Raw genomic sequence first — 21,344 nt, 5'->3', positions numbered from 1 at the left:
GACCGTTATGTCACGTCTTTCAAACCTGCAAGATCACCGGAGGCTGGCGAAGACGGCCAAGCCGTCAATCTCCCCCTCGTGGGGATCATCTGTCGTCGACGCCTCCGCCGTTCAGGCCTAGCCACAAGGTGCCCTTGCCCTCCCCCGCCTCGACCCCAATTCATTCCCATCCGCGTCAAGCAACTGGAGCCAGACGCCCATGACCAAAATCCACGTCCAACTCGATATCAACGGCGACCATCACGAACTTCAACTTGAGCCGCGTGTCACGCTGCTCGATGCCTTGCGCGACCGGCTCGGCCTGACCGGCACCAAGAAGGGCTGCGACCACGGCCAGTGCGGCGCCTGCACGGTGCATGTTGACGGCGAGCGCGTGCTGGCCTGCCTGACGCTGGCCGCACAAGTCGAGGGCCGCACCGTCACCACTATAGAGGGGCTTGCACGGGAGGGCGAAATGCATCCCGTGCAGGCTGCCTTCCTCGAACAGGACGCCTTCCAGTGCGGCTATTGCACGCCCGGCCAGATCATGTCGGCGGTCGCCTGCATCCGTGAGGGCCATGCCGGCTCCGACGAGGAAATCCGCGAATACATGGCTGGCAATCTCTGCCGCTGCGGCGCCTATCCGCACATCGTCGCCGCCGTTCGCCAGGCGGCATTGGAGGTCCAGTCATGAAGGATTTTTCCTATCTGCGCGCAGCTTCAGTCGATGCCGCACTCCAGGCGGCCGCCCTGCCCGGCGCCATGCTGCTCGCTGGCGGCACCACGCTGATCGACCTCGCCAAATGTGGCGTCACCGAGCCCGAGACGCTGGTCGACATCACCCATCTCAAGGGGCTGAACAGCATCGAAGTGGGCGAGCGCGGCGCCACCATCGGCGCGCTGGCCAGGATGGGCCATGTCGCCGACCATGGCGACATCAAGAGCCGCTTTCCCGCCGTCTCGGAAGCACTGTGGCAGGCGGCCTCGGCGCAGATCCGCAACATGGCGACCATCGGCGGCAATCTGATGCAGCGCACGCGTTGCCCCTATTTCCGCGACCCGGCGAATTTCCCCGCCTGCAACAAGCGGGAACCCGGCAGCGGCTGTTCGGCCATCGGCGGCGTCACAAGGGGACACGCCGTGCTCGGCACCAGCAACGCCTGCATCGCCATGTATCCCGGCGACCTCGCCGTGGCCCTGGTCGCCTTCGATGCGGTCGTGCATCTGGGCCTGCGCCAGGTTCCGGTCGATGACTTTTTCCTTCTGCCCGGCACCACGCCGAACAGGGAACACGCCATCGAACCAGGCGAGATGATCACCGCGATCGAGATCCCCGGCTCGGCCTCTGCCCGGCGTTCTACTTACCTCAAGATCCGCGATCGCCAATCCTATGAGTTTGCCGCCGCCAGTGCCGCCGTCGGCGTCGAGTTCGAAGCCGACGGACGCACCATCCGCGACCTGCGCGTCGCGCTTGGCGGCGTCGCTACAAAGCCTTGGCGTGCCCGGGCCGCGGAAGACGCGCTTAAGGGCAAGGTGCTGGAGCCGGACGCTGTCCGCGCCGCCAGCCTGCTCGCCGTCGAAGGCGCCGTCGACCATGGCGCCAACCACTACAAGATCGAACTGGCGCCGCGCGTCGTCGCCCGCGCCATCCTCAAATTGGGAGAAACGGCATGACCGTTCACAACATCAGACATGGCGACGCGTCCGACGGTGCGCTGTCGGAAGCCGTCGGCGGCCGGCTGTCGCGCGTCGACGGCCCGGCCAAGATCACCGGTGCAGCGAAATACGCCGTCGAGCAGCGGCTCGAAGGCCTCGCCTATGCCGTGCTGGTCGAAAGCACGATTGCGTCGGGCAAGGTGCGTGCGATCGATACCACTGCCGCCGAGGCAGCGCCCGGCGTGCTGCAGGTGCTGACGCCTGACACCATCATCAGCCTCAGGACCGCTTCGGACTGGTTCGGCACGCCGCCACCCGACAAGCCCTATTGCCCGCTGGCCCGCGACATCACCTTCTCCGGTCAGCATGTCGCCGCCGTGGTCGCCGAGACCTTCGAACAGGCGGTCGCGGCGGCAGCGCTGGTCAAGGTCAGCTATGACGAGACGCCTTCCATCGTCGACCTCAGCGATGCCAAGGCCGGCGACGGCATTCCGATCGACGCCATGACCAAGGAATGGGGCGACGCGCAAGCCGCTTTCGCCTCGGCTCCGGTCCGCATCTGCGCCGCCTACAACACACCGCGTGAATACCAGGCGCCGATGGAGCCGCACGGCCTGATCGCCCGCTGGGAGGACGATCAGCTCACCGTTTGGGAACCGAGCCAGTGGCTGGACGGCATGGCGCGCACCTATGCCGAATGGTTCGGCGTGCCGTTCGAGAATGTGCGGCTGGTCTCGCCCTATATTGGCGGCGGCTTCGGTTCCAAGGCGCTGGCGCTCAGCCATGGCGCGGTAGCGGCATGTGCCGCCAGAATGCTCGGCCGGCCGGTACGGCTGGTGATGACGCGGCCGCAGACCTTCACCGGCTATGGCGGCCGCGCCGCGACACGCCAGACGGTGGCGATCGGCGCCGACGCGAACGGAAAAATCCAGTCGATCGTGCATCGCGGCGTCAACGAGACGTCGATCGACGGCATGTGGGTCGAGCCGCTCGGGTCGGTCACCTCGATCATGTATGCGACGCCGACTTTCTCCTCGAAGCAGAATGTCGTGCGGGTGAATTCCGTGGTGCCGGGCGCCATGCGCGCGCCGGGCGAAAACCCTAGCGCCTTCGGCATCGAAAGCGCCATCGACGAGCTCGCTTACGAGGTCGGCATCGATCCGCTGGAGATCCGGCTGAGGAACTATGCCGAGCAGGATCCGCATGCCAAAAAAGCCTGGTCGACCAGGCAGTTGCGCGAGGCTTTTGCCACCGGCGCCGAGCGCTTCGGCTGGTTCAGGCGTACGCCCGAACCGCGCTCCATGCGCGACGGCAACCAGCTGATCGGCTGGGGAGTAGCTGCCGGCACCTATCCGGTGCGACGTGCCTATGGCGAGGCGATCGTGCGCATCCTGGCCGATGGGTCGGTCGAGGTCGAAAGCTCGTCGATCGACATGGGCCAGGGCACCTACACCATCCTGGCGCAAACCGCCGCCGAAACGGTGGGCGTGCGAGCCGACGACGTGGTGGTGAAGCTCGGCGACTCGCGCTTTCCCCGCGCTGGCGTCACCGGCGGTTCGCGGCTGGCCGGCGTGATGACCGGCGCCGTCTACAAGGCGGCGACATCGGCGCTCGACCAACTCGTCGGCCTCGCCATCAGCGATCCGCGCTCGCCTTTCCATGCGCTGCAGGCCAACACGCTGGTCGTCGCCAACGGCCGCATCGGCTCGCCGCGCGGCGACGGACCCGATGTCTCGATCGCCGAACTGCTCAAAAGCGTCGGCCGCGACCACATCGAAGCCACCGGCGACACCATGCCGGCCAACTCGACATCAGACGACCGCTACAAGAACTACACCACCATCGCCATGGCGCTGCCGCACACAGAGGGCGACTATTCCCGCCACTCCTGGTGCGCGCATTTCATCGAGGTGCGCGTCGACGAGGATTTCGGCACGGTGCGCGTATCACGCGTGGTGTCGGCGCTGGATTCGGGCCGGCTCTACAACCCGAAACTTGCCGAAAGCCAGTGGAAGGGCGGCATCATCATGGGCATCGGCCAGGCCCTGCTGGAGGAAGGCATCATGGACCGCCGCCATGGCCGCATCGTCAACAACAACCTCGCCGATTATCTGGTGCCTACCAATGCCGACATCCCCGATATCGAGGTGATCTCGGTCGGCATTCCCGACCTGCATTCCTCGGTGCTCGGCGGCAAGGGCGTCGGCGAGTTGGCGATTGTCGGCGTCGCACCGGCGATCGCCAACGCTGTGTTTCACGCCACGGGCAAGAGGATACGCGACCTGCCGATCACGCTGGAAAAGCTGATTTAACCAGCGCCCGGCTTTATCTCCCCCCTCGACGGGGAGATGTCGCCGAAGCCGACAGAGGGGGTCGCCGCGCGTAGAGCGCCAACCTCATCTGCAGCAGCAGCAGGCTGAGGCCAGTTGAACCGACCCCCCTCTGGCCTGCCGGCCATCTCCCCCTCAAGGAGGGAGATCGGCAGCTTCGGCGATCAGAATTTATAGGCGATGCCAATCCGGACATCGTGCGTCGTCAACTCGATCTCGTCGGGATTGAGGGGAGCGCCGTTGACGATCAGGTGACGCTGGGAAGTATGGCGGCCGAAATCGGCGAACCGGTACTCGCCGCGGACCACCCAATTGTCGGTGACGGCGTATTCCGCACCGGCGCCCAGCGTGTAGCCGGTGATGGTGTCTTTGGCGTCGGCATAGGGACCGCCCGGAATGTCGGTGGTAGTGTGCTTATAGCTTGCCACAGCCAGGCCGCCGGTGACAAAGGGAAGCCAGCGATCCATCGCATAGCCGGCTCTCAGGCGCACGGTGGCGACCGACTCCAGCTTGAGCTCTCCGCCAAAGGCAGGGTCATCGACGCCAAGCGCCCGATAGAGTGTGGTGTCCTTCACGCTTGCGAAGCTGTAGTCGCCCTCGATGCCGAGAACCAGCCCGCTCTCGAACTGCTTGTTGTAGCCGGCGTAAAGACCGCCGAAACCACCGGACGGACTGTAGCCCCAGCCGTAATTGTCGAAGCTGTCCGGGGCAAAGGCTTGCCCGACCCTCGCGTCCCCCCAGGCATACCCGGCCTGCGCGCCGACATAGACGCCGGACCAGCCGTAGGTGGCGGCAACCGGCAAGACCTCACTGGTGTCCGCCGCGGACGCCATACCGACAGGCGTGAGGATGAAGGCCGTGGCGAAAAGAATGGTTTTCATCGTTTGCTATCCCGAAACTATTGCCTCCCCCGCGCAAAAAATGCGCGGGGGTTTGTTCAGCGACGGCCAGCAATCAGAACTTGTAGCTGAGGCCGACCCGGACATCCTGCGTCTGGAGATCGACATGCGTTTCCGTAGGCAGACCGGCTGCCGCCGAGAGGTCCTGGCTGCCGAAGTCTGAGAAGCGATATTCGGCCCGCGCGATCCAGCGATCGGTGAAGGCGTGCTCGATGCCGGCGCCAACGGTCCAGCCGACATGGCTGTCGCTGTGGAGAGTTACATCGGGAGCCTGGCCGCCCGCGCTAACCGCGATCAATTCATACTTGGCCGCGGCGACACCGGCAGTGATGAAGGGCAAGGTCCTATCGAAAGCATACCCGGCCCGCAGCCGCGCCGACCCCGACCATTTGAGTTCGCTCTTGAGCAGCGTGTTGACGCCGCCGCCGCCGGCGTCGATGGCAGACAGCCCATCGATATTGCTGTACGCAATGTCGGCCTCGGCGCCGATCACGAAGCTGTTCGCCATTTGGTAATTGGCGCCGATATGGACGCCGCCGATAAAACCGTTCGGATCGAGGCCAACGTTGAGATCGCTGGCCCCGCCCTGGCCGGCGCCGGCAATGAACAGATTGGATTTTCCGGCGGCGTAACCGATGTCAACACCGGCATAGAGGCCCGACCAGTCATAACCAGCAGGCGAAACCTCATTGATATCAGCCGCGCATGCCAAGCCAAGCGGCGCGAGAATGAAGGCCGTAGCGAGAAGAAGAGTTTTCATTGTTGTCTGCTGTCCCAAAAATGTTGCGTTTCCCGCCGCGCAAATGTCCTGCGGAGATCCGGCTGTTGTCGAGAAATCCGGTGTTGCATTGTCCGCCGGCCGCGTCTTGGGCTGGGCCGCACGAGAATTGTCGGGAAAAGCATCGCATCGCTTTCCCGGCTGGTGTGGCCATTCAGCCTCAGTCGATTGGCGCGCCCTGCACCCGGCGGGAGTCGCTTTCGGCGAGACTACCTTGCGCTGCTGGGCTTCGAGCCGAAGCGGCGGCGGAAGCAGCGATTGAAATAGGACACGTCGGAGAAACCGCTGAGCAGCGCGATCTCGCTGATCCGCATTTGGTCGTTGCGCCTGTCGGACAGCATCCGATGAGCCTTCTGCAGGCGCAGTTCGAGAATGCGCTCGGCAAAGCTCACCCCAGTTTCCTGCAACAGGTTATGGACGTAGCGCACGGACAGCCGCAATTGCCCGGCAACGCTCTGCGCCGAAATGGCGGGATCGGCGAAATTGTCCCGCATCTTTTGCAGGATGGCCTGCAGCCTTGCCGCGCGCAGGCCGCGCAGGCCCGCCAGTTCGGCGGCCTCGCCCTTGGCGCCGGTCGCCAGACCGATCAGGTCGACGATCGTCTCGGTGGCATGGCCGACAAGATCGGGTAAGACCAGGGCGGGGCCGGCTTCCAGGAAACTGCAATAGCGCTTGAGCATGTCGAGCGCCTCATTGTCGGCACCGATGGTCAACGCCAACCGGTCCTCGATATGCGTGAAGGCATTCTCCAGCACGGCTCGCGGGAGCACCACATTAGCCCAGACATTGTTGTCTCCGCCCGTCATCTGCAACGCTTCCGAAGCCGAGACGAGTGCAGCTTCGCCTTTGCCGACGTGATAGTCGCGGCCGATCTGGGTGCCGCTGAGCACCGTATCGCCATTGTTGACCAGCAGCAGATAGCCGTCGCGGCCATCGGCGGCGATGTTGCTCGCCTTGCGGCTGGCATGCCGGATTGTCCCCGCCATCTGCCCCAGCACCAGCGACCCGACGGCCGTGGCTTCGATCGCGGCCTGGAACGACAGCTTCTCGGAAATCGTATACTCGACCGACCATATCTCGGCGACATGGATGTCCTGCCACAGCGCGAACCGTGCGCGGTGGTCCAGATGCGGCGACAGGTCGACCGATGAGAAGATATTCTTTTGCAAGCAGCAATGGCCTTTTCCACACACACGGCTTCACTTCGACGGGCACCGTATTGGACCAGATCGCGGTCTGTCCATAGCCAGAGACACAGATGCCGCAGGCGACAATTTCTGTGCTTTTTTGGACAAGAATTTTGCCGAACTTCGTCGACTTGGCTGACGCAATTCCAGAAATACTCGGAGATATCCGTAAAGCGTCGCACTCGATGGCGCCAAACCGCCACAGTGCGCGAAAAAAGCACGGCACCTCACTCCAGTCCAATTCCAGTGCGGCCCTGCCCAAGACAGCGCCTGGCTCCGATGACATGTCAGGCAGGGTGAAACGACTGTCATTTCAGGGGATTGAATGCCGCAGTATAGATTTGGAGGCCGCAAGGCGAAGGCATTGAAGTATCTGGCGCTGACGTCGACCGCGCTGGTCGGTCTTGGCCAGCCAATCGCCGCAACGGCGGCCGAGATATGGACCGGCGCTGCCTCCACGGATTGGTTTACCGCCGGAAACTGGAACCCCGCCGCCGTTCCGACATCGAGCGACGACGTTACTCTGAATGCGACGTTCCCGAATCCGGCCGTGGTCAATGCGGCGAATGCGGCCGCGCACTATGTGTTTCTCGGCACCATTGCGAGTTACACCGGCTCGCTGACAATCACAAACGGCGGTACGCTCGCCAGCACGGCCGGCTATCTGGGCTATCTCTCGAACTCGAGCGGCGGCGTGACCGTGACTGGAGCAGGCTCCGTCTGGAGCAACAGTTCGGACCTTTTCCTCGCTTTGGGCACCAACAGCAACGGCACCTTGACGATCTCGAACGGCGGCGCTGTCAGCGACACCGTGGGTCATGTCGGCTACGGTGCGGGCACCGGGACCGTGACGGTCGACGGCATCGGCTCGACCTGGACCAACAGCAGTGACCTGTATATCGCCGAACTTGGCGTCGGCACGCTGAGCGTCACCAACGGCGGCGCGGTCAGCAATGACGCGGCCTATGTCGCCAATTCGGTCGGCTCGACCGGCATGGTATCCATCGCGGGCACCGGCTCGACCTGGACCAACAATGGGAGCCTCAATGTCGGCAATCGTGGCACGGGCACGCTGACGATCTCGAGCGGCGGCGCGGTCAGCAGTGACTCTGCCTATGTTGGCAAAACAGCGGGCTCTACTGGCACGGTGACGATCGACGGCGTCGGCTCGACATGGACTAATAGTGCGAATCTTCTGATTGTCGGCCACAGCGGCACCGGCTCGCTGACGATTTCGAACGGCGGCACTGTCGACAGTGCCATGAGCTATGTCGGGAACTATTCTGTTGGCACCGCGACGGTCGATGGTGCCGGCTCGACATGGAACAGCAGTGCGGCTGTCTATGTCGGTGTCAGCGGCGGCGGTATTGGCACGCTGACAATCTCCAACGGAGGCACAGTCAAAGACACTGTCGGCCAAGTGGGTTACTCGGGAGGCTCCACCGGCACGGCGACGGTCGATGGCGCCGGCTCGAGCTGGCTCAACAGCTCAGGCCTGCTCGTCGGCAACTGGGGCACCGGCACACTGACGATCTCGAACGGCGGAACCGTCAAGAGCGCAGGCGCCACCATTGGTAGCACCACTACAGGTACGGGTGTTGCGACAGTGGTCGGTACGAATTCCATCTGGGCCAACAGCGGCGACCTCTACGTCGGCAACCTCGGAACCGGCACACTGAATGTCTTGAACAGCGGCACGGTCAGCAATGCTTGGGGCTACCTCGGGTACAATCCAGGCTCGACCGGCACGGCGACGGTGGATGGCGCCGGCTCGACCTGGACCAGCAGTGCGGGCCTTATTGTCGGCCTTGACGGCACAGGCGCACTGACGATTTCAAACGGCGGCGTGGTTGCCGCCGGCGGCATCGTCACCATTGCCAGCCACGCGGGTTCCACTGGCACGCTCAACATCGGCGGCGCGGCAGGCTCGGCAGCTACCGGCGCCGGCATCTTCGATCCGGCCGCGCTGCAGTTCGGCAGTGGCGTCGGCACGCTCAATTTCAATCATACCGAGGCAAACTACGTATTCGGCGCCACGATCAGCGGGCTGGGGACGATCAACCAGATCGCCGGCAACACCAACCTGACCGGCGATTCGGGCGGCTTCACGGGCGCCACCAACGTGAGCGGCGGACGGCTGGCCGTGAACGGTTCGCTTGCCAGTTCGCTGGTGACGATCTCGGGCGGCACGTTGGGCGGCAACGGCACGGTGGGCGGCATCGCAGCGCAGTCGGGCGGCATCATCGCGCCGGGCAATTCGATCGGTACGCTCAATGTCGCGGGCAATATCGACCAAGCGGCGGGCTCGATCTACCAGGTCGAATTGACCTCGACCGGCCAGTCCGACCTCATCCAGGCAACCGGCACGGCGACGATCGCCGCTGGTGGTATCCTCGACGTGGTCAAGACGGATGCCGCACCTTACGTGCTGGGCACGCATTACACTGTGCTGCAAGCCGATACAGGCGTCATCGGCACCTATACGCTCAATGGGGCCGGCCCGTTCATCGGGCTGCTTGCCAACTACGACGCGACGCATGTGTACCTCGATGTGGTGCAGGCAAAGTCCTTCGCCGCGGTCGGCGTGACGCCCAACCAGATCGCCACCGGCGGCGGCGCCGAAAGCCTTGGCGGCGGCAATCCGCTCTTTGACGCCATTATGGACCTGCCGACCGAAGCGGCTGCGCAAGCGGCCTTCGATCAGCTTTCAGGTGAGATTCATGCCTCGGGCAAGGGCATGCTGGTCGAAGACAGCCGCTTCGTCCGCGATGCCGCCACCAATCGTATCAGGTCCGCCTTCGGCGACGGCAGCGCGGCGGCCCTGCCGGTCATGGCCTATGGCGAGGGCGGACCCGAAATGGTCGCCGCCGATACCGACCGTTTTGCCGTCTGGGGCCAGGCCTTTGGTTCCTGGGGCAATATCGACTCGGACGGCAACGCCGCCGCCTTCGACCGCTCGACCGGCGGCGTGCTGGCCGGCGCCGACACACAGCTCGGCGGCTGGCGCGTCGGCCTGCTCGGCGGCTACAGCCATTCCTCCTTCAACGCCGACGATCGTAATTCCTCCGGCAAGAGCGACAGCTACCATCTTGGCCTCTATGGCGGCACCAACTGGGGCGCCATCGCCTTCCGCACCGGCGCCGCCTACAGCTGGAGCCGTTTTTCGACAGCACGTTCCGTTGCCTTCAACGGTTTTGCCGACCAGCTCACGGCCGACTATGATGCCGGCACCGCTCAGATCTTCGGCGAACTCGCCTACAAAGCCGATGTCGGACAATTCAAGTTAGAACCCTTCGCCAATCTCGCCTATGTCAGCGTGCACACCGACGGCTTCACCGAAACGGGCGGAGCGGCGGCGCTGACCAGCGCCGGTTCGACCACCGACGCCACCTTCACCACGCTCGGCCTGCGCGGCTCGACCGATTTTGCGCTTGGCGGCATCAACGCCACCGCGCGCGGCATGCTCGGCTGGCGCCATGCCTTCGGCGATGTCACACCGATCTCCAGCTTCGCCTTCGCCGGCGGCGACGCCTTCACCATCGCCGGCGTGCCGATCGCCAGGGACGCAGCAGTGGTCGAGGCCGGCCTCGACCTCAAAATGTCGGCCAATGCCACGCTCGGTGTATCCTACACTGGCCAGTTCGGCGGCGGCGCGCTCGACCAGGGCGCCAAGGTCGATCTCGGCATCAAGTTCTGAACGACAACGAAGGGCGCCGACCGGACAAAGGCAACACTCGAACGGCGGTCAGCGGCGGGATCGGTCCCACGGCAGGATGCCGCGCGTCCGTCCCCCCTACTCCGGCGACGGCACCGGTGGCTTCGAGGTGACCGCAGTACCGAAAGCCGCGGCAATGACTGCGGCCACCCCGACGCATTGCGTGGCGGTCAGGCTCTCGTGCAGGAACAGGAAGCCGGCCAATGCGCCCAGCCCCGGCTCCAGGCAGGTCAGCGTGCCGTAGATTCGGGCCGGCATGCGGGTCAGCGCCACCATCTCCAGAAAGAACGGCAACGCGCTCGAAAACAGGCCGACGAGCAGCGCGCTGACGAGGATCGACGGCGCCAGCAGCGCGGTTCCCGCCTGCACCAAGCCGAAGGGCAGCACCAGCACGGCGGCGATCGCCATGCCGTAGGCGGTGGTGCGGGTGCCAAGCTCCGCACCGGCCTTCTGGGCGAGCACGATATAGAGCGCCCAGAAGCCGCCAGCCGCCAGCGCCAGCATCACCCCGATCGGATCAAGCGGCGCGAGTGAATGAACGAAGGGCGACAACAGCAGGATGCCGGCCACCGCCAGCGCAATCCAGGCAAAGTCGCTGGCGCGCCGCGAAGTCAGCGTCGCCACCAGAAGCGGGCCGGAAAACTCCAGCGCCACCGCGACGCCCAGCGGAACCCTGGCGAGCGCCGCGTAGAACAGAAGGTTGAGCGCGCAAAGCGTCACCCCATAGGCGACCAGCCACGGCAGAGTGGCGCGCGAGGGCCGCATCTGCCAGGGCCGCAGCACCGCGATCAGCATCAGCGCGCCGATGACCAGCCTGAGCGTCGTCGTGCCCTGAGCGCCGATCAGCGGGAACAATCCCTTGGCGAAGGTGGCGCCGATCTGGATCGACACCATGGCGCCCATCAGCGCCGCGACTGGCAAGGGCGCCGCTTCGCGACGGGCAACGGACGTCGATGTCACTTCAATTTCACCCTTCCCTGCCGCCGGGCAAGAACCTGCCTGGCAGCACCGCAATAGGATGAACCGGCCCGGCTGTCGTGAGGCAACGGCAATCGCCTGCTAGGGCAAGGCGTGCGGATACGCCGCAAACACCTGGCAAAGCTAGTCGCTGGCAATCAGCACGATCTTGGCCGGGTCGAAGTCGCGGCGGGCGTGACATCAGGCGACGTTCAAAACAGCTCGATCGCCGGATCGCGAACGGGCGACGCCGGTTTTCTTGATCAATTGCTCGACGATCCGCACCACCATGCCTATGACAGCGGCGGGTTCGCTGGTGGCAGTGTCGAAATGCTGCGAGGCCATGGCTTTCGGGGCGGCCCTCAGGTCGGCGATGGTGGCGTGGATGGTTCCGGCGCCGATGTGCACCCCAACCCACCGACAGGGCGTATGAGGTCGAAAATCAGCCAAGCGGTCACCGCCAGCCGTTCCGCTTGGTTTCCCGGCCTAGCCGGCGGCGGCAACCGAGCGCTTGAAGACGATGGTGACCCGCGTGCCCTCGCCGGCGCTCGAATTCACGTCGAATTCCGCCTTGGCATTCTCGGTCAGCGATCGGGCGATCAGCGCGCCGAGCTTGCCGCGCTTGGGCCAGGTCTCGCCCTCCGGCAGGCCGATTCCGTCATCGGCGACGACGATGCGGCAGCCATCGCCGTCAACGATGCTGTGCAGCGTGATCGTGCCGCCGTCGCGCCCCTGGAAGGCATGCTTGAGCGCATTGGTCAAAAGCTCGTTTACCACCAGCCCGGTCGGCATGGCGACGTTAATCGACACCGGATAGGTGTCGACCTTCATGTCGAGGCGGATGCCCTCGACCGCATGCGAGTTCATCACCGCCGACGCGATCTGGCTGAGATAGACGCCAAGATCGACCTCATCCTTGTCATCATCGCCCGACAGTGTCTGATAGAGGATCGCCAGCGCGTCGACGCGCCCCGCCAGCCTCTCGAAACGCTTCTGGTCCGGCTCGGCCGCGTTGCGCGTCTCCATCCGGATCAGCGCGGTGATCATCTGCAGATTGTTCTTCACCCGGTGCTGCAGTTCGCGCAGCAGCGTGTCCTTCTCGCGGATGCGCTCGTCGATCGATCGCGCATCCTCGGTTTCGCCATGGGCCGAGACGTCGACCAGCGCTACCAGCCGGAAGCAGACCTTGCCATTGTCGTCCTCGATGACATTGGAATAGACGTCGACGATTGCCGGTTGGTCTTCTGTCCGCTCCAGACGGAACGTGCCGACGAAATCGGTCTCCTCGACAACAGCCTCGAACAGCACCCGGTCCTTCTGCTGGTGCAGGCCGGTACCGGAAAGCGCCGCCCAGTGTTGCCGGGCGAGCCTCGCCGCCTTGAGGCCGGACAGTTTCTCGAATTCCGGATTGGCATAGACGACGCGCTCCTTCGAACCCAGGTCCGAGACCGCAATGGCGATCGGCACCTGGTCGAGGAACTTCTTGAACTGTTCGCTCTCCAGCGCGCTCGCAAGGTCCGGCGTTTCGAGCAACTGCCCGACCGCTTCGGCCTTCTGTGTATCGGATGTCATCTGCGGCGCCTGTGCTGTGCGTGTGCGCCATCAGTATCAGCGATGCGGTCAGCCCGCCATCGCCAAAGCTGGAGGCGGCATTTTCACACGCCGCATCGGCGATGAGCGGCGTGTCGCGCAGCCGCCTCGAAGCAAGCAACCGAGGCCTTGGGAGCGCCTCACGAGGCCGGCTTCGACGCCAGCCGTGGGCCGGTCTTGACGTCGACGATTTCCGACAACCGCACGAGCGCATTCTCCACATCCTCCAGCGCCGTCAGCACCGAAGACCGGTAGGCGATGAAATATTGATCGCGCCGCGCCTTGGCGACCTGCCTGCGCCGCCCCGCGCCGCATCTCGCTTTGCCAGTTACAGGGTGGAGCCGGCCACCCGCAAGGTGGTGGACGCTTAAGGCGTGGCCGTCGACCTCACCGGCGCCGAGTCCGATCTTTTGCAGGTGTTTCTCGACCGTCCCGGCAGGCTTTTGTCGCGCGACCAGCTTCTCGACCTGACGCAAGGCCGCGAGCGCGACCCGCTCGAACTTTCGGTCGATGTGCTGGTGAGCCGGCTGCGCCGCAAATTCGCCGACACCGGCGACGGCGGCTGTTCAAGACGGCGCGCAACGGCGGCTACCAGTTCACCACGCGCGTCGACACGGTGGAGAGCCACGCGTGAACTCGCTGCGTCGCCCCCTCATCCTGCCGGGCGCTAGCCTCGGCGTCGCCATCGCCAAGGAAATCATCGAGCGCTACGCGGCACGGTGACGCCGGAAAACCGAAGGTGCGGCGGGCTGGAGCAGACGGTGGTGTTCAAGGCGGTGTGACGGGTTGACGGCCCACGGCAGAGGCCGCTCAGCCGGTGACGGGCGTTGCGTGCGCCAACCGATAAAAAAACGGCGAGCATGCTGCACCGCGCAAAGCCAATGATTCCAACTCATTTCTCCGCGAAGCCGGGACCGAATCCATACAGCCAAAATATAGATTCCGCAATTTCCTATTATTTAACAGAGAACTAGGCTCTAGAGCCAAGAGACCTCCTCAATCAACCGAGGCGGGAATATCGGCACAACTTAAACCATAGGGTTTAATTTCTGGGGAAAATCGCCACGAATCGCGAGAACCGACCGGTTCTGTCAAATTTTAGCGCTCGCTCACATAAGTATTTCAGCCGGGTAGATTTTTTGTGTTGCACTGCACAATGCCATAGCAGAACGATCACCTGGGGGACTCGTTTGCGACTGGACATACGCCGTGGAGGATCCCGCCAGATTGACCAGCTTGAGCTGTCCGTTCGTCGATTTCGAGCCCGGCCCGATCGGACTCGCAAAGCGCGGGTTTGACGGCGCCCTGGCGGGTCTCGTCCGCCTTGGCCTGCCGCTCGAGACGGCCGGCTGGCGCAATGCCGGCGGAAGCCGCTGATGAGAAACGCCCGCGACATCCAACTGGATGCACTGAGGGCCATCGCCGTGACGATGGTGATGTACTCCCATTTCTTCGCGGCGGGGGGATCTTCCTTCTGGGGTCATATAGGCGTGCGGCTGTTCTTCGTGCTGAGCGGCTTCCTGATCACGCGCCTGCTCCTGGAAGCGCGTTCGGCCGCCGAATTTGAAACCGGCCCCGCGCTGCGATCCTTCTACATCAGGCGGGCGCTGCGGATATTCCCGCCCTATTTTGCCGTGCTGGGTTTCGTCTGGCTGGTCGATCTGGAGCAGTCCAGGGGATCGCTGCTCTGGCATGCGCTTTACCTGTCGAATTTCTGGTATGCGCTGCGCAATGACTGGAGCCCTTGGGTCCTATGCCATTTCTGGAGCCTGAGCATCGAGGAGCAGTTCTATCTTGCCTGGCCACTGGTCGTCCTTTTGGCCCCACGCCGGCGCTTCGAACAGATCTGCATAGGCGTCATCGCGCTGTCGCTGGCCTATCGCTTTTACTGGCCGCTCACCGCCACCCCGGCGCTGGCGCGCGACCTGCTGCCGCCGGCATCCATGGATGCGCTGGCGACGGGCGCGCTGCTTGCCTGCTGGCGGTCCAGGGGTGCGGCCCTGCCGCACTGGATGCGGCTCGGTTGGCCTGTCTTCGCGGCCGCATTCCTGATGATCGAATGGTTTGTCCCGGCGCCTGCCGAGCCGATGCTGGAATGGGCCCATTGGCTGGTGCGGCAAGTCCTGCCTCTGGTACCGCTGATGGTCATCGTCGCCGTCTGTTCGCGCGGCCTTGGCGGCACAATCGGCAAGCTTCTTGACCTGCCACCGCTGCTTGGTCTCGGTCGCATCAGCTACGGCGTTTATCTCTACCATCCGATATTGCTGTCGCTTGCCGTCAAGTGGCAGCCCTGGATCCCGCTCAATGTCTCGGAGCAAGGGCCGGGGCGGTTCCTGATTGCGGGCGCCGCCACGATTGTCGCGGCATCGATTTCCTGGGTGGTTTTCGAAAGGCCGCTCAACAGTCTGAAGCGTCACTTCCCCTATGTCGCGCGCGCCAGTGCCGCGCAGGCCGGCCATGCCGGCTGGTTCGCGAGGCCAGCGGATGCCTATCCCGGCGGATCGCCCGACGGCCGCACGCCATCGCTCGACCTCCAGCGAACGGATGCAAGACGATGACCGCCGCGCCGCTCGTCTCCGTCCTGTTGCCGGTCTACAATGCCGGGCCCTATCTCGCCGCCGCACTGGGAAGCATCCTGCGGCAGGATTACGGCCGCCTGGAGATCATCGCGATCGACGACGGGTCGACCGACAATTCGCTTGAGATCCTCGAGCGCTACCGGCAGGCCGACGGCCGCGTCTCGATCATCTCGCGCGAAAACCGTGGCCTCGTCGCGACGCTCAACGAAGGGCTTGCGGTCGCCCGGGGCGAGTTGGTCGCGCGGATGGACGCCGACGACGTCGCCTATCCCTGGCGATTGTCGCGCCAGGTGGCGCTGTTTGAGCGGCGGCCCGGGCTCGGCTTCTGCGGCGCCGGCGTCGACATGTTGATCCGCGGCCGCATCGCCACGGGCAAGCCCGATCCGGTGTTCCAGTTCGGCCGCATCCCCATACTGGCGATGTTCTTCACGATCTTCATGCACCCGACGGTCGTCTACAACAGGAAGGTCATCGACGACGGCGTTCTCCAATACGACCAGACCTACAGGCACGCCGAGGATTTCGATCTTTTCAGGCGGCTGGCCGGCCGTTACCCGGCAGCCATGATGCCCGAAAACCTGGTCGTCTACCGCGTCCATCAGGCAAGCGTGACCAGCCGGCACGTCAAGGAGATGCGCAGGACGCATTTGCGGATCGTGGCCGAGAACCTCGAGCGCGAGGGCCTGGCGCAAGCCACGCGGGACCTGCGCGACATTGGCGATGCGGTCAGCCACGACACTGTTGTCCGTGCGGCCCACTTCATCGTCGCGCTGGAGGAGGAGATTTCCTCGCTGCCGGCCGCGATACGGCCGAGCTTCGAGGCCGGCGCGCTGAACCTGTTCTATTTCCTCTACCAGCTCGTCGCCGACGAAAAGCAGCCCCCGCTGACGCATGAATTGCTGACGCGGACCGCGAAGTGGAACGTTATCCGGCGCCGCGAGCAATATGCGCTGCGGCCCGGCGCCTGGGCGCCCTGGCTCAGCCTTGCCTCGCTGTCGGCCAGCAGGCAAGCGGACGCCATGGCATATTTCTTCAAATCCGCTCCCGCCGCGGCGGTTCTGGCACTTTATCAGGCGGGCTGAGGGATGACCGTCAAAGCCCACCAACCTCTGCGGCGCGATCGTTCGACGGCGCTTGGCCCTGCCCCGGCCGGTCCCCGGCCGGAACGATCGGCGCCGGAAGTCAGCTTCATCATATGCACGCGCAACCGCGTCGCCGTGCTCGATGCCTGCATCAAGTCGGTGCAGGCCGCGTGCCGCGCCCATGCCGGCTTCGCGGCCGAACTCGTGGTCGTCGACAACGGTTCGAGCGACCGCACGGCCGAACGCCTGGCCAGCATCGCCGCAATGTCGGACATTCCATTCACGCCCGTTTGCGAGCCGCGCCCCGGATTGGCGGCTGCCCGCAACGCCGGGCTGAGGCGCGCGCGCGGCCGTGTGCTGGTCTTCGTCGATGATGATTGCGCGGTCCATTGCGACTATCTGCGCGACCTGGAGCGACACTATGCGTCGGGGGAACGGTGGCTCATCCGGGGAGGCCGTGTCGAGCTTGGCGATCCCAGGGATTTGCCGTTCACCATCAAGCGCTCGCGGGTGCGCGAGCGGCTGACACCGGATGTCCATCCCGGCGGTTTTGTGCTGGGCTGCAACATGACGATGCACCGCGATGTCGCGGCCCGCATCGGCTATTTCGACGAACGCTTCGGCGCCGGCGGACCATTGCGGTCGGCCGAGGATACCGATTACCTCGTGCGGGCGATGCTGCTCGGTATCCCGGTCGAGTATGTGCCCGACATGACGATATTCCATCATCACGGAAGGCGGGATCGCAAAGCCATCGAAAAGCTCCACCGCGACTACAGCCTGGGCAATGGCGGGCTCTGCCTGAAGCATGTTCGCCATGCGCCCTGGCTGCTTCGCCATTTCTACTGGGCCGCAAGAGGGGCTTTCCGGGAGTTCGCGGGTGGGCCTGCGTTCGATCGTGAACTCAACCTGTCGCACTGGCCGATCGTCGCCATGAATTTGCTCGGCGCGGCCAGGTTCGCGGTTCTCCTGCTGGCGCGACGGCCGCAGGCCGAGCCGGTGCGGCAAGATCAGCAAGCCAATGCCCAGGCGAGGTGAAACGCTATAATGCCATTGCTACCGCCAAGCCTGCCGATGCTGTTCCGGGCGTTCGGAAAGCGGCAACTGCGCCTGCTTCCGGCCGTCGTGTTTCTCGGTCTGGCCAGCGCCGTCCTCGAAGGGTTCGGCATCGGCCTGATCATCCCGTTGCTGGGCATCATCATGGGACACGGGGATGCGGCGGGAATGGCCGGCTTCTCCGCTGTCCTCCAGCATGTCGGATCGGGCCTGAGCGAGCGCGACCGGCTTGTCGTCATCTCGCTCGCTATCCTCGGCTCGATCGTCCTGAAGAACGTCTTCGCCTTCGCCAACACGCTGCTGATCACCTTCATCTCCGGCAAGGCAAGTCATTCGATCCGCAGCGCCTTGTCGGAGCAGCTTTTGCGGGTCGGCTACCCATTCTTCCTGCGGCAGAGTCCGGGACGCCTGCTCAACATCATCTCCAACGAATCCTGGCGGGCGTCCGATGCGATCCAGATCATGCTGTCGGCCATCGTCAGCGCATCGGCCGCCATAATCCTCTTGGCTTTCCTGCTGCTGCTTTCGTGGCGCATGACGCTGCTGGTCACGCTCGGACTGGCGCTCGTCCAGATCGCGCACGCCATCCTCTCGGCCAATCTGAAGGAGCCCAGCCGCAGCGTCGCCTCCCGCAACGGCCACCTCGCCTCGCAGATGCTCCACCTTGTGCATGCCGGACGGCTGATCCGCATCTTCGGACAGGAGAACCGGGAGAAGGCGATATTCGATGCGGCATCCGATGCGGTTCGCCGCGCCTCTTTCGGCCTGCTCGTGCGCCAGGGAGCGCTGCCGCCGCTGACGGAGGTTCTCCATGCCATGCTGTTCCTGGCGGTGGTGATCGGCGCCTGGCTGGCGCAGGTGAGTTTCCCGCTGATCATCGCGTTCGTCATACTGCTCTACAGGCTGCAGCCGCATATGCGGGCCCTGCAAGGGTCGTGGAGCCAGCTGCAAGGCCTGAGCGGATCGCTCGAAGAAGTGACATGGCTGCTGGATCCCGCCGGCAAGCCACAACCGCCGCGAGGCGACGGGCCGTTCCACGGTCTGCGCCAGGGCATCAAGTTCGAGGATGTGACGTTCACCTATTCCGGCACTGACCGGCGTGAAGTGGTGCTGCATGCGGCGACGTTCGACATCGGCAGTGGCCGCTCGACCGCGCTGATCGGCCGCTCGGGCGCCGGCAAGACGACGATCGTCAATCTCCTGTGCCGCTTTGTGGAACCGGATACCGGCAGGATTCTCGTCGATGGATCACCGCTCGACGGGACCGATGCCAGCCAGTGGCGACGGCACATCGCCCTGGCCAGCCAGGAGCTGGAACTGGTCGATGGCACCATTTTTGATAACATAACCTACGGCCAGGACGCGGCGACCGCCAGCGACGCCGAGGGCGCAGCGAGACTGGCCGAAGCGCATGAATTCATCGAACGGTTGCCTCGGGGTTACGAGACGCTGGTTGGCTACAGGGGGATCAATCTCTCGGCGGGACAGAGGCAGCGGATCGCCTTGGCCAGGGCCCTGGTGCGCGATCCCGATCTCCTCATTCTGGACGAAGCCACCAATGCGGTGGACGGGCTGTCGGAAGCCGCGATCGTCGAGACCCTGAAGTCGAGAGCCGGCCGCCGCACGACCATCGTCATCAGTCACCATCACAGCACCATCTCGTTCTGCGACGACGTGGTGATCCTGAGTGGCGGCCGGGTGAAAAAGCAGGCACCTTTCGGCGCCCTGGCATCGCTCAGCATGGACGAGCTTTACCAGCACGAGCCGCTCGACTGATGCATGTGCCCAAAAGCGCATGGTTCGAATCAAGAGGCCAGGGAATTGCCGCTGGCACCTTCCGTGATCGCACCAATGCCATGCGGTGCCCAGGCCCGCTACCTTGCCTCTCGCGGCGGACCTGTCGATCCGCCTTGGCCGGTGCCCATTGGTTTACTCTCCGGATGCGGTGCCGGCCTCCTTCGCGGGTTCTCCGCGACGACGTGGAGCGCCTGCGAAGCAAGCTACGAAGCGGCGCTGACATTCCTGCGGATGCGTCGCCTGCCCGTTGCCCGTGCTTTCTTCGCCATCACCGCCGCTATCTCGACCACCCCGTCATCGCGCGGTCTACCGTTGGTGGCCTTGTGCAGCCGCTCGTAGGGCAGCAATTCCTTGACCCGCGCATTCAATGACACGATTTCGGCCCTGAGGTCGTCGCACTCCTGCCTCTGGACATCGAGCTGTATCTGTTCCGATGCCTGTTGCAGCGTGAGCTGTGAAAGATCGGCGTTCGCTTTCGAAAGGCTCATCCTGTCGTTTTCGTTCTCATGGGTGAGAGCGGACAATCTTTCGTCGGCGATTTTCTTCTCAGCCAACGTGTCGTTCAATTCAGCCTTGAGCCTGGCGATTTCGCTGGCGGCCTCGCTGTTCTCGTTCGAGGACTGCTCCAGTCGCGATCGCAGGTCCTCGATCTCCGAACGCAACCCGCGCATTTCCGCCTGGCTGCGAGCCAGCTCGGCTTCCCTGTCGCCTTCCGTCATGCGGGTCGCCTCGTTCATTTCCGACAGCTTCGCCTGCGCGGCCTCGAGCGACTTCTGCAGCCGCATCTGCTCTTTCTCGCTCTTGCCGAGCGCGGCCAGCAGGTCCGCAAGCCGAGCTGCTTCGCTGGCATGGATCGTCGAGAGCTCGTCGAGCCTGTGGCGCGCCTGGGATTCCCGCTTCAGCGCCTTGTCGAGCTCGATGGACAGGCTGACATGCTTTTCGCGCAGCATCTTGCTCTCGCGCAAGCGCCTGTTGGCCTCGACCGTTCTGCCGGTCAGCCGCTTGGCGATGTCGCCGAACTCCGCGTCGCGTTTTGCGCTCGCATTGGCTGTCTCCACGAGTTCCAGCCTGACCGCGGCAAGTGCTGCACGAAGCGCCTCCCTGTCCTGGACCAGGCTTGTCTCGCGCTGTTGCAGCGCTTCGACAGCGCCTTCGCGCTCGCGCAGCTTTCTCACCGCGTCCTGCAGCTTTTCCGACAGCGTTCTTTGTTCCGCGCCGAGGCCCGCATTGGCAAGCTCCAGCTCGTTGGCGCGAAGAATGTCGTTGTGCAGGATGTTGAGGAACTCGCGCGTCAGGTGGTGCGAGGTCGCGATCTCCGACAGCTTGCCGTTGATCTCGTCCAGATAATCCCTGGCGTCGTGGAAGAGCCCTTCAAAGGCACTCAACGCTGCCAGCCGGGTCTGGGTATGGGGCGTCAGCCGTGGCGCGGTTTCGGAACTGTCCGTATCGTCGGCACTGCCTGCATTCTTCGCACCATCCCCATCTTCCGCATTGGCCTCGGCTGGCGAGTCGTCAGGTCCTGCGGCGGAACCCGGGATGTCATCGCTCTTTGGCGAAGCCAGATCCTCGGCGTCGAGACTTGCCCCCAGCGCGTCCGCCAATTCGATCTGCAGGTCCTGATCCGCCAACTCAAACTGCAGGTCCTGAACTGCTTTGTCTACCTCTTCAGCACGCTTGATCAAGCCTCTGAAGTTCATGACCCAACTCCCCTTACCAATACCTGGGAATTTAACGGATTA

Annotated in this window: 16 protein-coding genes and 1 pseudogene; 10 read left to right on the top strand and 7 right to left on the bottom strand. The window is 64.3% G+C overall.

Going from position 1 to position 21,344, the window contains the following annotated elements; all coding sequences use genetic code 11:
• Window positions 1–199: 199 nt before the first annotated feature.
• Genes ASD12_RS23450 through ASD12_RS23440 form a run of 3 tightly spaced genes read left to right on the top strand, consistent with a single transcriptional unit; the run spans window position 200 to window position 3,947 of the window.
• Complete coding sequence (locus ASD12_RS23450) at window positions 200–673, top strand: (2Fe-2S)-binding protein (protein WP_056591778.1); 474 nt, start codon at window positions 200–202, stop codon at window positions 671–673.
• Window positions 670–1,653 (top strand): xanthine dehydrogenase family protein subunit M, encoded by a 984-nt coding sequence (locus ASD12_RS23445; RefSeq protein WP_056591774.1) that lies wholly within the window; start codon window positions 670–672, stop codon window positions 1,651–1,653. Before ASD12_RS23450 ends, ASD12_RS23445 begins: the two co-directional genes overlap by 4 nt.
• Window positions 1,650–3,947, top strand: a complete 2,298-nt coding sequence (locus ASD12_RS23440; RefSeq protein ID WP_056591771.1) for a xanthine dehydrogenase family protein molybdopterin-binding subunit — start codon at window positions 1,650–1,652, stop codon at window positions 3,945–3,947. Before ASD12_RS23445 ends, ASD12_RS23440 begins: the two co-directional genes overlap by 4 nt.
• 182 nt (window positions 3,948–4,129) lie before the next feature.
• On the opposite strand, the gene ASD12_RS23435 is transcribed toward ASD12_RS23440, so the two are convergent.
• The 3 genes from ASD12_RS23435 to ASD12_RS23425 form a co-directional block, all read right to left on the bottom strand.
• Window positions 4,130–4,846, bottom strand: a complete 717-nt coding sequence (locus ASD12_RS23435; protein WP_056591769.1) for an outer membrane protein — start codon at window positions 4,844–4,846, stop codon at window positions 4,130–4,132.
• A gap of 73 nt (window positions 4,847–4,919) precedes the next feature.
• Window positions 4,920–5,624 (bottom strand): outer membrane protein, encoded by a 705-nt coding sequence (locus tag ASD12_RS23430; RefSeq protein ID WP_056591766.1) that lies wholly within the window; start codon window positions 5,622–5,624, stop codon window positions 4,920–4,922.
• A 227-nt stretch (window positions 5,625–5,851) separates the two neighbouring features.
• The gene (locus tag ASD12_RS23425; protein WP_056591762.1) at window positions 5,852–6,811 is read right to left on the bottom strand and encodes an AraC family transcriptional regulator; all 960 of its coding nucleotides are present in this window, start codon (window positions 6,809–6,811) and stop codon (window positions 5,852–5,854) included.
• A gap of 343 nt (window positions 6,812–7,154) precedes the next feature.
• On the opposite strand from ASD12_RS23425, the gene ASD12_RS23420 reads away from it, so the two are divergent.
• Window positions 7,155–10,526 (top strand): autotransporter domain-containing protein, encoded by a 3,372-nt coding sequence (locus ASD12_RS23420; protein ID WP_056591759.1) that lies wholly within the window; start codon window positions 7,155–7,157, stop codon window positions 10,524–10,526.
• Between the two features lie 96 nt (window positions 10,527–10,622).
• Here the strand turns inward: ASD12_RS23420 and ASD12_RS23415 are convergent, their stop codons facing one another.
• The 3 genes from ASD12_RS23415 to ASD12_RS23405 all read right to left on the bottom strand — a co-directional run bounded on the left by ASD12_RS23415 (window position 10,623) and on the right by ASD12_RS23405 (window position 13,073).
• Complete coding sequence (locus ASD12_RS23415) at window positions 10,623–11,504, bottom strand: DMT family transporter (RefSeq protein ID WP_056591755.1); 882 nt, start codon at window positions 11,502–11,504, stop codon at window positions 10,623–10,625.
• A 198-nt stretch (window positions 11,505–11,702) separates the two neighbouring features.
• A complete protein-coding gene (locus ASD12_RS23410; protein ID WP_056591752.1) occupies window positions 11,703–11,909 on the bottom strand; it encodes a hypothetical protein in 207 nt (68 codons plus the stop codon).
• A gap of 78 nt (window positions 11,910–11,987) precedes the next feature.
• Window positions 11,988–13,073: a histidine kinase dimerization/phosphoacceptor domain -containing protein gene (locus ASD12_RS23405; RefSeq protein WP_056591749.1), complete on the bottom strand. Its 1,086-nt coding sequence runs from the start codon at window positions 13,071–13,073 to the stop codon at window positions 11,988–11,990.
• Window positions 13,074–13,384: 311 nt separating this feature from the next.
• On the opposite strand from ASD12_RS23405, the pseudogene ASD12_RS35790 reads away from it, so the two are divergent.
• The 6 genes and pseudogenes from ASD12_RS35790 to ASD12_RS23380 form a co-directional block, all read left to right on the top strand.
• Window positions 13,385–13,725: pseudogene (locus ASD12_RS35790) on the top strand (helix-turn-helix domain-containing protein); the annotation flags it as partial.
• A gap of 593 nt (window positions 13,726–14,318) precedes the next feature.
• Complete coding sequence (locus tag ASD12_RS34360) at window positions 14,319–14,468, top strand: hypothetical protein (protein WP_156388919.1); 150 nt, start codon at window positions 14,319–14,321, stop codon at window positions 14,466–14,468.
• Complete coding sequence (locus ASD12_RS23395) at window positions 14,468–15,649, top strand: acyltransferase (protein WP_056591742.1); 1,182 nt, start codon at window positions 14,468–14,470, stop codon at window positions 15,647–15,649. Before ASD12_RS34360 ends, ASD12_RS23395 begins: the two co-directional genes overlap by 1 nt.
• Window positions 15,646–16,752 carry a glycosyltransferase gene (locus ASD12_RS23390; protein ID WP_056591739.1) on the top strand — a complete coding sequence of 369 codons (1,107 nt, stop codon included), beginning with the start codon at window positions 15,646–15,648 and terminating at the stop codon, window positions 16,750–16,752. The genes ASD12_RS23395 and ASD12_RS23390 overlap by 4 nt, the downstream gene beginning before the upstream one ends.
• Before the next feature lie 3 nt (window positions 16,753–16,755).
• Window positions 16,756–17,790: a glycosyltransferase gene (locus ASD12_RS23385; protein ID WP_056591736.1), complete on the top strand. Its 1,035-nt coding sequence runs from the start codon at window positions 16,756–16,758 to the stop codon at window positions 17,788–17,790.
• 9 nt (window positions 17,791–17,799) lie between these two features.
• Entirely contained in the window at window positions 17,800–19,584 is a 1,785-nt protein-coding gene (locus ASD12_RS23380) for an ABC transporter ATP-binding protein (RefSeq protein WP_056591734.1), read from the top strand.
• Between the two features lie 224 nt (window positions 19,585–19,808).
• Here ASD12_RS23380 and ASD12_RS23375 read toward each other — a convergent pair whose 3' ends face one another.
• The gene (locus ASD12_RS23375; RefSeq protein WP_056591731.1) at window positions 19,809–21,302 is read right to left on the bottom strand and encodes a hypothetical protein; all 1,494 of its coding nucleotides are present in this window, start codon (window positions 21,300–21,302) and stop codon (window positions 19,809–19,811) included.
• Between the last annotated feature and the right edge of the window lie 42 nt (window positions 21,303–21,344).

Source organism: Mesorhizobium sp. Root102 (genome assembly GCF_001425625.1).
GTDB lineage: Bacteria > Pseudomonadota > Alphaproteobacteria > Rhizobiales > Rhizobiaceae > Mesorhizobium.
This window is presented reverse-complemented; position numbering and strand designations above follow the sequence as displayed.